The organism is Rahnella sp. PAMC25559, assembly GCF_050632365.1.
GTDB classification, from domain to species: Bacteria; Pseudomonadota; Gammaproteobacteria; order Enterobacterales; family Enterobacteriaceae; genus Rahnella; species Rahnella rivi.
The window spans coordinates 186,589-198,627 of record NZ_CP192544.1 but is presented as its reverse complement, the minus strand read 5'-3'; the positions used below and the strand labels follow the sequence as shown (position 1 = coordinate 198,627).

The 12,039-nt window shown below is 55.3% G+C and carries 10 protein-coding genes; 8 read left to right on the top strand and 2 right to left on the bottom strand.

Features of this window, described 5'->3' with window-relative positions:
* The first annotated feature begins 434 nt into the window (after positions 1-434).
* The 7 genes from ACQZQY_RS23355 (at position 435) to ACQZQY_RS23325 (ending at position 8,969) form a co-directional block, all read left to right on the top strand.
* The gene (locus ACQZQY_RS23355; protein WP_431297334.1) at positions 435-1,340 is read left to right on the top strand and encodes a homocysteine S-methyltransferase family protein; all 906 of its coding nucleotides are present in this window, start codon (positions 435-437) and stop codon (positions 1,338-1,340) included.
* A 72-nt stretch (positions 1,341-1,412) separates the two neighbouring features.
* Positions 1,413-2,954: an ABC transporter substrate-binding protein gene (locus ACQZQY_RS23350; protein WP_431297512.1), complete on the top strand. Its 1,542-nt coding sequence runs from the start codon at positions 1,413-1,415 to the stop codon at positions 2,952-2,954.
* Between the two features lie 91 nt (positions 2,955-3,045).
* A complete protein-coding gene (locus ACQZQY_RS23345; RefSeq protein WP_431297511.1) occupies positions 3,046-3,984 on the top strand; it encodes an ABC transporter permease in 939 nt (312 codons plus the stop codon).
* 18 nt (positions 3,985-4,002) lie between these two features.
* Positions 4,003-4,827, top strand: coding sequence for an ABC transporter permease (locus tag ACQZQY_RS23340; protein WP_056772537.1), 825 nt, complete (start codon positions 4,003-4,005; stop codon positions 4,825-4,827).
* Positions 4,824-6,422: an ABC transporter ATP-binding protein gene (locus ACQZQY_RS23335; RefSeq protein ID WP_431297333.1), complete on the top strand. Its 1,599-nt coding sequence runs from the start codon at positions 4,824-4,826 to the stop codon at positions 6,420-6,422. The genes ACQZQY_RS23340 and ACQZQY_RS23335 overlap by 4 nt, the downstream gene beginning before the upstream one ends.
* A 252-nt stretch (positions 6,423-6,674) precedes the next feature.
* Positions 6,675-8,345, top strand: coding sequence for a methyl-accepting chemotaxis protein (locus ACQZQY_RS23330; protein WP_431297332.1), 1,671 nt, complete (start codon positions 6,675-6,677; stop codon positions 8,343-8,345).
* A gap of 237 nt (positions 8,346-8,582) precedes the next feature.
* Positions 8,583-8,969 (top strand): YebG family protein, encoded by a 387-nt coding sequence (locus ACQZQY_RS23325; RefSeq protein WP_431297331.1) that lies wholly within the window; start codon positions 8,583-8,585, stop codon positions 8,967-8,969.
* A 92-nt stretch (positions 8,970-9,061) separates the two neighbouring features.
* Here ACQZQY_RS23325 and ACQZQY_RS23320 read toward each other — a convergent pair whose 3' ends face one another.
* Positions 9,062-9,694, bottom strand: a complete 633-nt coding sequence (locus ACQZQY_RS23320; protein WP_431297330.1) for a hypothetical protein — start codon at positions 9,692-9,694, stop codon at positions 9,062-9,064.
* Positions 9,695-10,036: 342 nt separating this feature from the next.
* Here ACQZQY_RS23320 and ACQZQY_RS23315 point away from each other — a divergent pair, with 342 nt between their 5' ends.
* Entirely contained in the window at positions 10,037-10,930 is an 894-nt protein-coding gene (locus ACQZQY_RS23315; protein ID WP_122096626.1) for a LysR family transcriptional regulator, read from the top strand.
* 40 nt (positions 10,931-10,970) lie between these two features.
* On the opposite strand, the gene ACQZQY_RS23310 is transcribed toward ACQZQY_RS23315, so the two are convergent.
* Positions 10,971-11,960 carry an aldo/keto reductase gene (locus tag ACQZQY_RS23310; RefSeq protein ID WP_431297329.1) on the bottom strand — a complete coding sequence of 330 codons (990 nt, stop codon included), beginning with the start codon at positions 11,958-11,960 and terminating at the stop codon, positions 10,971-10,973.
* Between the last annotated feature and the right edge of the window lie 79 nt (positions 11,961-12,039).

Sequence of the window (12,039 nt, the reverse complement as noted above, 5' to 3'; positions counted from 1 at the left end):
TTTTTATGTTTTATGTTCGCGTTACCGCCCGCCATTTTTCGCCAAACCCTGATAAACACCGGGCTGGAGGGGCAGAAAATGGGCGTGGACAATAAAACGAATGAGAATAATACGCATTGAGCTTTCAGGTGTAAATAAATATAACAAAGGTAAAGTTCGTGGCGGAATTGGGAAAGGGCAGAGATAAGACATAAATTTTATAATGATGATACTTAAGTGAAATATCAGTGCAAACATGCCGGAGAACAGGCTTTTATCATTGCGTTCATTTATTTGCGCTTTGCATCGCATAGTTGCGATGAATGTTTTTTTGCATAGTTTAGCCATTAAGAAATCTAGACATCTAAACGTTCGTTTTGTAGAGTGGAGCCACCTCGCGGATCAACATGACGCAGCGCTTGATTCGGTTAAGAAAAACACCAGGTGACGACACAATGATCAGTAACATTAAAATCCTCGATGGCGGCATGGGCCGCGAACTGGCCCGCATGGGCGCACCCTTTCGTCAGCCTGAATGGTCGGCGCTGGCGCTGATGGAAGCGCCGCAATTTGTCCGGGCTGCGCATGATGCCTTTATCGCCGCGGGTTCTCAGGTGATCACCACCAACAGTTATGCCGTCGTGCCTTTCCACATCAGCGAGCCGGTGTTTGCAGAGCAGGGCGCGGCGCTGATTGCGCTCTCCGGCAAACTGGCGCGTGAAGCGGCAGATTCGTCACCGTCTGCCGTGCAGGTCGCGGGTTCGCTTCCTCCGGTTCTGGGATCTTATCGTCCGGATCTGTTCGAACCGGTAGCCGCCAAAAAATTGCTGCGCGTGCTGGTGGATAATCTGACGGATTACGTCGATGTCTGGCTGGCCGAAACGCAGAGTTCTGTGGCCGAAGTGGAAGCCGTTCGCGAGATGCTGGGCAATGACCCGCGCCCGCTGTGGCTTTCGTTCACCCTGCAGGACAACCTTGATGAATTCGGCAACGCGCTGCTGCGCTCGGGTGAATCAGTGAATGTCGCGGTAAACGCAGCGTTGCGGGTGTCTGCGGGGGCGGTGCTGTTTAACTGCAGCCGCCCGGAAGTGATGGCGACGGCGGTCAACACGGCACGCGCCGCGCTGACGGCACAAGGTTCCGCACTGGATATTGGCGTGTACGCCAACGCATTCGAGCCTTCCGATAACAAACGTGGCGCGAATGAAGGGCTGAGCAAAATGCGTCAGGACACCGATCCTGCCGGTTATCTCGACTTTGCCAAAGACTGGGTGGCGCAGGGCGCCACCATGGTCGGCGGCTGCTGCGGCATCGGGCCGGAACACATTGCCGCGCTGAAACAGGCATTTACTGAACAATAACGCATAACAAAACGTCAGAACGTATTGACGACATTTGAGGGCGCAGGCCCTCCCTGACAGGGGAAAACCATGATTGATCGTCGTTCATTTATTAAAAGTGCGGGGGCACTTTCCATTGCGGCTGCCACCAGTTCCACGTGGCTGGGCAAAGCCTTCGCCGCTGAGGCTGAAAAACCGAAGAAGGGCGGCCACTTAGTGGTGGGCGTCGATAACGCCTCCAGCACAGACCGCCTCGATCCGGCGTTCTGGTTCGAAACCTACATGTATTTTGTCGGTTCACAGCTGTTCAATAATCTGGTGGAAATCGATGAAAACGCCAGACTTGCGCCATCGCTGGCCGAATCCTGGGCATCCGCTGACGGCAGCAAAACCTGGGTACTGAAAATCCGTCAGGGCGTGCAGTTCCATGATGGTCGCTCGCTGGGCGCGAAAGACGTGGTCTACTCCCTTAATCACCACCGTGGCGAAAAATCCACTTCACCGGTGAAGGGATACTTAGAATCCGCCACCTCGATTGAGGCCACCGGCGAACATGAAGTGACGATCAAACTGAATGCGCCGGATGTCGAATTTGTCTGGCTTCTCAGCGCCGTGCATTTTGCCATCACGGCAGAAAACGAAAGCTTTGATAAAGGCATCGGCACCGGCGCGTTCATTCTGGAAAAATTCCAGCCGGGTGTCACCACGCTGACCAAACGCAATCCGAACTACTGGAACAGCGAACGCGGCCACGTCGATTCTGTCGAAACGCTGGCGATGAACGACTCAACCGCGCGCGTGGCGGCGCTGGTCAGTGGCTCTGCGCAGCTGATCAACCGCGTGAACCCGCGTATTGTCAGCCGTATCGAACGGATGCCGAATCTGAAACTGGTGCGCGCCAAAGACAGTATGATTTATACCTTCCCAGGCCTGTCGAATCTGGCACCCTTTGATAACGTCGATGGCCGTCTGGCGCTGAAATACGCCATCGACCGTCAGCAAATCATCGATACCGTGCTCGGCGGTTACGCCAGCGTGGCGAACGACAACCCGATCTTCCCGTCGAACCGCTACTTCGCCAAAGACATTCCGCAGCGTCCGTACGACCCTGAAAAAGCGCAGTTCCACTGGAAAAAATCCGGCTTCAGCGGCCCGCTGACCCTCAACGTGGCGGATGCCGGTTTCCCCGGTGCCGTCGATGCCGGTCAGCTTTATCAGCAGTCAGCGGCCAAAGCGGGCATTAACCTGAATGTGGTGCGCGTGCCGGACGATGCGTTCTGGAATGATATCTGGCAGAAGAAAGCCTTTGTGTCGTCGAACTGGGCAAACCGCCCGACCGCGGATGCACTGCTTTCACTGGTATTCACCAGCCAGTCTTCCTGGAATGAATCGGCGTGGCACGTACCGGCCTTTGATGCGATGGTCAAAGCCGCGCGCGGTGAGCCGGACGAAGCGCGCCGCAAGCAGATTTACCACGACATTCAGGTCATGCTGGTGGATGAGGGCAGCGAAATCATTCCGCTGTACGCCGATGCGCTGGACGGGTGTTCCACCAAAATCAAAGGGTTCACCTCTGTGCCGGGGATGCCACTCAGTGGCAACCGTGCGGCAGAGAAAGTCTGGATCGAAAGCTGAACCGGGTAAAATAATGTCAGATTTGTCCTCTCAAAAAGTGACACAACGGCCTGCGGGCCGTTTTTCGCACTCCCGTTCCGGCCTGCTGAGCATGGTGCTGGTACGCCTGTTTTACGGCGTACTGATCGTCCTCGCGGTGTCGGTGCTGATTTTCGCCGGTGTGCAGTTGTTACCGGGTAACGCCGCCACGGCTATCCTCGGCCAGAGCGCTACGCCGGATGCCATTCGTGAACTGAACCTGCAACTGGGGCTGGATAAACCGGCGGTCAGCCGTTATCTGAGCTGGCTGTTTGGCATTCTGCACGGTGATTTCGGCACCAGTTTCTCCACCCGCGAAGCCATCAGCGGCCCGTTGTTTACCCGCCTTGGCAATACGCTGTTTCTGGCGGGCTGCACCGCGGCCATCGCCGTACCCCTGGCCCTGCTGATTGGCTTTATCTCGGTGCGTTTTCACGGCAGCTGGGTAGATACCCTGCTTAACGCCATCACCCGCGCCACCGTTGCGCTGCCGGAATTCTTCTCCGGTTATCTGTTGATCCTGATTTTCGCCATCACGCTGGCGTGGGCGCCGAGCAACAGCAGCATCACGGCGGACATGCCGCTGGCGGCAAAACTGTCGGCGATTTCCCTGCCGTGCGCCACGCTGGTGCTGGCGATCCTCGGGCACATGAGCCACATGACCCGCGCCGCGCTGATTGCCGCGCAAAGTTCTGCTTACGTGGACACCGCGCTGCTGAAGGGGCTGTCGCCGTCGCGCATTCTGTGGCGTCACGTTCTGCCCAACGCAATCGGCCCGATCATTAACGTCGTGGCAATCAATCTGGCTTATCTGATGGTCGGCGTGGTGATTGTCGAGAACGTGTTTGTGTATCCGGGGCTGGGACAGTACATGGTCGACAGCATCAGTAAACGCGATATTCCTGTGATGCAGGACTGTGCGTTGTTGCTGGCCGGGATTTATATCCTGTTGAATTTGCTGGCGGATGTGATGGCCCTGGTTGCCAATCCGCGTTTGCGCCACAACCGTTAAATCTTAGGAATTGCTGCAATGCCCGCTTTCGCCTCACTCAGACCCGCCTCCGCTCTTGGCCTGCTGGTGCTGAGCCTCTTTATTCTCATCGCTATTTTTGCGCCGTGGCTGGCACCCCATGCGCCGGATCAGACCCTCGGTATGTCGTGGGATTTGCCGGGGCCGGACGCCATTCTGGGCACCGATAATCTTGGCCGCGATCTGCTTTCGCGCCTCATCTGGGGAACGCGCGTTTCTCTCGGCGTGACTGCACTGGCGACGCTGGTGGCTTTCGCCGTCGGCTGCACCTTAGGCTTTATTGCCGGTCTGCGCGGTGGCTGGCTGGATCAGGTGATTTCACGCTGTAACGATATTGTGATGGCGATACCCACGCTTATTCTGGCGCTGATCGTGCTCGCGGTGCTGCCAAAAACCATTCTGGTGCTGACGCTGGTGCTCGGCCTGCTGGAGTCTACCCGCGTGCTTCGGGTGGCGCGGTCATTAGCGGTGGATATCGGCGTGATGGAGTTTGTTGACGTGGCGCGGCTGCGCGGTGAAAGCCTCGGCTGGATCCTCTGGCACGTGATTTTACCCAACGCGTTGCAGACGCTGATCGCCGAATTCGGCCTGCGTTTCATCTTTATTTTGCTGTTTCTCTCGGCGCTCTCGTTCCTCGGTTTAGGCATCCAGCCGCCGACCGCAGACTGGGGCGGGCTGGCGCGCGATAACAAAGACGGCATCTTGTTCGGCGTCTGGGCGGCACTGGTGCCGGGCGGTGCGATTGCCGTGCTGGCACTCGCGGTGAACGCCGTGGCGGACTGGCTGATGAGCGGGACCACGCGCGTCTGGGGGAGAAAAGCATGAGCGGGAATTTACTGAGCGTCGACAATTTACGCGTGGTTTCACAGGGAAAAAATCCGCGCACGCTGGTGGATAATGTGTCGTTCACCGTAAATCGTGGCGAAGTGCTGGGGCTGATTGGTGAGTCCGGTGCCGGGAAATCGACCATCGGGCTGGCAATTCTCGGCCATTGCCGTCAGGGGATGCGCATCGAATCCGGCAGCATTTTGTTCAACGGTCAGGAGCTGACCACGCTTTCCGATCGCCGTTTACGTCAGGTTCGCGGGCGGCATATTGCCTACGTGGCGCAGTCTGCCGGGGCGGCGTTTAACCCGGCGATCACGCTGGGCGAGCAGGTGATAGAAGCCGCGCTGAAACATAAGGTGGCGGATCGCCGGCAGGCGCAGGCAAAAGCCCTCGAGCTGTTTGAATTGCTCGGTTTGCCTGAGCCGCAACAGTTTTATCAGCGCTATCCGCATCAGGTGTCGGGCGGCCAGTTGCAGCGCGCGATGATTGCGATGGCGCTGTGCGCAGGCCCCGAATTGCTGATTTTCGATGAGCCGACGACCGCGCTGGACGTCACCACGCAGCTCGGCGTGCTGAAAGCCATCCGCGACGTGATCCGCCTTTCCGGCGTGGCGGCGATTTACATCAGTCACGATCTCGCGGTGGTGGCGCAGTTAAGCGATCAGATCATGGTGCTGCAACAGGGTAAAACCGTCGAGCAGGCGCCCACTCCCCAGCTGCTGACGCAACCGCAGCAGGATTACACCCGGCGGCTTCTTCATGCGCAGGGAGAGGTGAAAACGCCGCAAACCGGCGACGCACCGGCGGCCCTGACGATAAACAACATCAGCGCCCGTTATCATGCGCAGCCGGTATTGCGCAGTGTGTCTCTGCGTCTGCCGCGCGGGCGCACGCTGGCGGTGATCGGCGAATCCGGTTCGGGGAAATCGACGCTCGGCAAGGTCATTTGTGGCCTGCTCAGCCCGGAGTCCGGAGAGGTGAGCCTGGGGCAGGAGCGTCTGCCTGCCAATCTGCGTCAGCGCAGCCGCCTGCAACTGCGTGACGTGCAGCTGATTCATCAGATCCCCGACACTGCACTGAATCCGAAAGAACGCGTCGGCAGCCAGATCGCCCGCGTGCTGAGCTGTTTTTCCGATCTCAACCGCAGCCAGCGCGATGCCCGCGTCAGGGAGCTGCTGGCGCAGGTCGGCCTGCACGCTGAACTGGCAGAACGTTTTCCGGCCGCACTCTCCGGCGGGCAGAAGCAGCGCGTTTGCATTGCGCGGGCGCTGGCGGCTGAGCCAAAACTGATTGTGTGCGATGAACCGACATCGGCGCTCGATCCGCTGGTCGCGCGCGACGTGCTGGCGCTGCTGCGTCGCATTCAGCAGGACACCGGCATCGCCTATTTATTCATCACGCATGATTTACAGGTGGTGCGTGAAATCGCCGATGAAGTGGCGGTTCTGAAAGAGGGCGTGATTGTGCGTCAGGGGCCGGTGGCGTCGACGCTGGTTGAACCGCTGGATGACTACACCCGCGAACTGCTGCGCTCGGTGCCTGAAATGCGCGTCGGCTGGCTGGAAGAGAGGTTTGCCAGCGTTATTCTCTGACCTTAATCCTCCTCACACATCCTCCCTCTTTGCAGGGGAGGGTGTCACCCCGCTTTGTTCAGTAACGTTATAAATTCATTCACCTCTTTTTACACTTTCCATTCTGCTGCGCACCTAAAGTTCCCCTTATTTCTACCGATAACCCCTCTGAATTAAATAAGATATTTGAAAGTAGTTTCGCTATGTAATCGTCAATATTTTGAATTATTTTTGATGGTATTTGTTTTTTATAGTCAGGAAATAAGGGAAAAAATGTTCAATTTTATCAGCAATATGAAGGTAGGCGCTCGTCTGGGTGCGGCCTTCGGTCTGGTTGTTTTGTTATTAATCATCGTCAGCGTTACCGCCATCACCAAAATAAGCAGCATTAACGACGCCGTAGAACAAATTATCGGCGATCGCTATGTCAAAGTGCGTCTGGCTTTTGATGTTCGTGACAGTGTCAATTCACAGATTAAATTCCTGCGCGGCATTGTTATTGATATTAAAAACCCTGAGCAAAATAAAAATCGTTATTTGCAGCTTGATAGCGCAACTCAGGAAACGAATTCCTCAATGAATAAAATTGCCGCGATCCAGAGCACGGTGACCGGGAAACAAAAAATTCAGGTGTTGCAAAAGGCCGGTGAAACGTTCGAAACCGCCAAGCAGGAGCTGATCGCACTGACCCGCGCCGGGGATGTGGACGGCGCCAACGAATACGTGTTGCGTAAACTGACCACCTCGCAAAACGCGTTCTTAGACCTGGCGAACGCGTTCGCGAATTCACAGGACCAACAACTGCGCGCCGAAGGCAAACAGGCCGTCGCAGAGGGCGCAACGGCCATTCAGCTGACGCTTATCTTCTCCGTCATCGCCGTTCTGCTGGCGATGATCATGGGCTATTTCCTCACCCGTTCGATTACCCGCCCGCTGGGCACGGCGGTGCAGGTGGCGGAAAGTGTCGCCGCCGGGGATCTGACCACGGACATTCGCGTGACCTCCACCGATGAAACCGGCCAGCTGATGCAGGGGCTGAAAAATATGAATGAAAACCTGCTGAGGATCGTCACCGAAGTGCGTTCGGGTACGCAGGCCATCAGCAGTGCGTCCAGTCAGATTGCGGCGGGTAACCTGGATCTCTCTTCCCGCACCGAACAGCAGGCCAGCTCGCTGGAAGAAACCGCATCGGCCATGGAAGAAATGACCGCCACCGTGAAACAGAACGCCGACAACGCGCGTCAGGCGAATCAGCTTGCCGCACAGGCTTCGCGTGTTGCCGTCGAAGGCGGGGAAGTGGTCGGGCAGGTGGTCAGCACGATGGAAGGCATTAACGTTTCCTCACGCAAAATTGTCGATATCATTTCTGTGATTGACGGCATCGCTTTCCAGACCAACATTCTGGCGCTGAATGCCGCGGTAGAAGCCGCCCGCGCGGGTGAGCAGGGGCGTGGATTTGCGGTGGTGGCCTCGGAAGTTCGCAACCTCGCGCAGCGCTCTGCCTCTGCGGCAAAAGAGATCAAAGTGCTGATCGACGATTCTGTGTCGAAAGTCGATAACGGCACGCAACTGGTGGCGAAAGCCGGTGCCACCATGGCGGAAGTGGTGTCCAGCGTGAAGAACGTGACGGATATCGTCGGTGAAATCTCCATCGCCAGCCATGAGCAAAGCACGGGGATCGAAGAGATCAATAAAGCCATCACCCAAATGGACGAAGTGACGCAGCAGAACGCCGCGTTAGTGCAGGAAGCCTCGTCGGCTGCGTATTCCCTGAACGAGCAGGCCGAGCGTCTGGCGGAGTCCATCAGCATCTTTAAAGTCAGTGCGGCGGGAGTGAACACGCCGGTGCGTCAGGCGCCGCCGTTGAAAAGACCGGCGCTGCTGTCTCACCGCATGAATTCTCCGCTGGACAAAGGTGATGAAGGTTCCTGGGAGACGTTTTAATTCCGGGTTAATCGTCTCTTTCCGATAAACCTCTGACGCCAGCCCACGGGCGTCAGAGGTTGCTCAGCCTCTGTTTCTTATTCCGATAGCCGCTTTTTCTCCCGCTGAAAACCTCTTTCTTTGATCCCGCCGTATAATGCGCGCCATTAAAAATACTCATCAAAAATTTAAATGTATGATGTCAGCGTTACCTATTGTTGATATGCTGTACATAATTACAGTATAAGGAGTGAAATCATGGCTGTTGAAACAAAATTTGTGGTAGTCAGAAAAGGTGAAGAAAAAATGACATTTGCCAATAAGAAAGAAGCAGACGCCTACGACAAAATGCTCGACATGGCAGATACTTTTACTGACTGGCTGTTACAGAGCAACATTGAAATCGACGAAGCGCTGGCGGAAAACATCGCCATGCACCTCGCCGAGCAGAAAGACGCCGTTCAGCACATCCTGCGCACCAGCAAACTGCCTGAAACGGAAAGTGCCCCGGCGAACGTCGCAGCTCAATCAGACGTGACGGAAGAGGCTGATGCACAAGACACGCATACCGAAGACGCGCAAATGGAAGAACAGCCGGAAGAAGCGGTAAAAACCAAAAAGGTACGCGCCGTCAAAGCGGCCTGATGACCTGATAATAACGCCCTGATCGCGGTTTCCCGCTGTCAGGGCGTTTTTGCGTGGGCAGGCGGGCGACGCGCACTGCCACCGGGATCGGATCAGGAACACATCTCTATACAGAAACCATAATTATCCGCGTTATGTAACGCGTATTGCGGATCTTTATCGCGTAAGTTTTTTGCCTCGTGTGCATATTTCTCGGCAGAGTAGTTGCCCGTTTTCCGGTTAGTGCCAATCACCAGATGAGAAAGCTCGTGTGCCAACGCAATAATCTGCACGCCGTTGTTATTCCGGTTTTTCATCAGATATTTCACCCGGTCATTGGTCTGCGCGGTACAGAATTTCTTGGTTAAATAAATGGCGGGAACACGTAAAGGATCATCGAGACGCCGGGAATAAGTATACGCAATCGCGGTGGGAATATTGGCAAGGGGATCAAAAGCAATCGTCAATGGCTTGGTTGAATTAACGAAGTTCTGTAATAACGTCAGCCTGGCCAGAAGTTCCGGTGACGACTCCATGTGCTTTCCAAACCAGCTTTGCCGCGCCCAGCGCGCTCTGGCGGTATCCTGAGTGCAATATTGCAGGCCTGCCACCACCGCATTCCATGCCTGCATAATCACTTCCCGCGGGGCGATATGTTCAATGACATCTTGGGTAATATGAGGAGTCATAAAAACCTTAATTATGTGAAGCGATCCCGCCTCGTTATCTGAATGGACGAGTAGCATACCTTTTTATTTAGGCCGTTTTTAGCGGGGCGTTGTTAATTCGTTATTCCGGAGGGCGTTATTTCAGAATGATTTTTCAGGCTGGCGGAAATAAGCTAATAAGCATTTATACCATCAATTATTTTTAATTCATACATTCTAATTTCGAATGTATTTTTTCATTATTACGGGCGCGGCATCACGGCAATGCTTTTTCGCGCTCACCCGGCCTCTCCGGGTAAATCCACTAAAATCCTCATAAAAAACAAGCATAACATCGCGCCGCGGGGGTAAACTGTTTGCGTTCATGAACTGACTTCATGAGTGCCACCTTCTGCCGCCATGCTTTTTAAGGAATACGCCATGCTAAAAGAAAACTTCAATGAGCTTCAGGTCTTTCTGGTTGTTGCCAGAGAGAGAAGTTTTACCAAAGCAGCGGGTAAACTGGGCGTCTCGCAGTCAGCGTTAAGCCATGCGATTAAAGGGCTGGAAGAGCGTTTAAACCTTCGTCTTCTCACCCGTACCACCCGCAGCGTCGCCCCGACGGAAGCGGGGGAGAGCATTATTGCCTGTCTCGAGCCACGCCTTGCCGATCTTGAGCAGGAACTTGACACCCTTCTTCAGAGCAACCGCGCCCCGTCCGGCAATATCAGGATTTCTGCGGGTGAGCATGCCGCCCAAACTCTGCTGTGGCCAAAGCTAAAACCGTTCTTGTGGGAATACCCGGAAATTAATGTCGAACTGGTGGTCGATAACGGTTTCGTGAATATCGTCGATGGCCGGTTCGATGCCGGGGTTCGTCTGGGCGAGAGTGTGGATAAGGATATGGTGGCGGTCAAAATGGGGGGAGACATGCGCATGGTGGTAGTCGGCGCACCGTCGTATTTCAGCGATTACGGCACCCCGCGTACGCCGCATGAATTGCAGGATCACCGGTGTATTAACATGCGGCTGCCTACTGCCGGAGGCATATACCACTGGGAGTTTGAAAAAGAGGGCAAACCGTTGCGCGTGAGGGTCGAAGGGCAGCTGATTTTCAATCATCTGGCTGAAAGAATTGATGCCGTGTTGTCCGGATTTGGTATTGCCTGTGTGCCGGAAGATTTGGTGGCAGAGGCGGTTAAATCGGGAGCCCTGATCCAGATCCTCGACGAATGGTGCCCGTCATTCCCGGGCTATTACCTGTATTACCCGAGCCGCAAGCAGCACCCACCGGCTTTCGCCCTGATGATTGATGCGCTGCGCTACAAAGAATGAATGACCGGCGGAATCTGCGAGAAACAGCCGGTCAGATGGCTTAACGCCCGACCCGCGCCTGCAATGCCGCCGGATAGCGCTCGCCGGTAATGTTGACTGAGTCCAGAGCCTGCGAGATTTTTTGCAAATCATCCGGTGAGAGCATCACGTCGGCTGCGGTCATGTTCTCTTCCAGACGATGCAGCTTAGTGGTGCCGGGGATAGGAACAATCCACGGTTTTTGCGCCAGTAACCAGGCCAGCGCAATTTGCGCGGAGGTAACGTGTTTTTCTGCCGCCAGTCCGGACAGCAAGACCGTCAGGTGTTCATTGGCCTCAAGCGCTTCAGCGGCAAAACGTGGCACTATGCTGCGGAAATCATCCTCGCCAAAGGTGGTACCCGTTTTGATGGCCCCGGTCAAAAAGCCTTTCCCTAACGGGCTGAACGGCACGAAGCCAATCCCCAGTTCTTCAAGCGTCGGTAAAATCTCGTGCTCAGGCTGACGCCACCACATGGAGTATTCACTTTGCAGTGCCGTCACCGGCTGAACCGCATGAGCCCGGCGAATGGTTTCAACACCCGCTTCGGACAACCCGAAATGCTTCACTTTCCCTTCGGCAATCAGGTCTTTTACCGCCCCTGCCACCTCTTCAATCGGTACGTCAGGATCGACACGGTGCTGATAAAGCAGATCGATAACATCCGTTTTCAACCGACGCAGTGAACCTTCAACCGCCTGACGAATATGCTCCGGGCGGCTGTTTAAATTCTGCTGTTTATTATCGTCGCCAAAGGTGAAGCCAAACTTGGTTGCAATAACGACCTGGTCGCGAAACGGTTTTAAGGCTTCCCCGACGACATCTTCATTCAGATAAGGGCCATACACTTCGGCGGTATCAAAAAATGTCACGCCGCGCTCAACGGCGGCCCGGATTAACGCGACAGCCTCGCGGGTATCCGTCGCCGGGCCGTAGCCGTGACTCAACCCCATACACCCCAGGCCGAGCGCCGAGACTTCAAGCCCTGAATTACCGAGATAGCGTTTTTGCATTGTTCAGTTCCTCACGATTTAGGTGAATCACAGGCGATGACATATCGCGGTGATGAATGAAGAGTAGCGTTAATCCATT

Excerpts from the sequence above, each read along its gene's own strand:
- ACQZQY_RS23355 (WP_431297334.1), top strand. The coding sequence starts at position 435 with ATGATCAGTAACATTAAAATCCTCGATGGCGGCATGGGCCGCGAACTG.
- ACQZQY_RS23345 (WP_431297511.1), top strand. The coding sequence starts at position 3,046 with ATGGTGCTGGTACGCCTGTTTTACGGCGTACTGATCGTCCTCGCGGTG.
- ACQZQY_RS23340 (WP_056772537.1), top strand. The coding sequence starts at position 4,003 with ATGCCCGCTTTCGCCTCACTCAGACCCGCCTCCGCTCTTGGCCTGCTG.
- ACQZQY_RS23335 (WP_431297333.1), top strand. The coding sequence starts at position 4,824 with ATGAGCGGGAATTTACTGAGCGTCGACAATTTACGCGTGGTTTCACAG.
- ACQZQY_RS23330 (WP_431297332.1), top strand. The coding sequence starts at position 6,675 with ATGTTCAATTTTATCAGCAATATGAAGGTAGGCGCTCGTCTGGGTGCG.
- ACQZQY_RS23325 (WP_431297331.1), top strand. The coding sequence starts at position 8,583 with ATGGCTGTTGAAACAAAATTTGTGGTAGTCAGAAAAGGTGAAGAAAAA.
- ACQZQY_RS23320 (WP_431297330.1), bottom strand. The coding sequence starts at position 9,694 with ATGCTACTCGTCCATTCAGATAACGAGGCGGGATCGCTTCACATAATT.
- ACQZQY_RS23315 (WP_122096626.1), top strand. The coding sequence starts at position 10,037 with ATGCTAAAAGAAAACTTCAATGAGCTTCAGGTCTTTCTGGTTGTTGCC.
- ACQZQY_RS23310 (WP_431297329.1), bottom strand. The coding sequence starts at position 11,960 with ATGCAAAAACGCTATCTCGGTAATTCAGGGCTTGAAGTCTCGGCGCTC.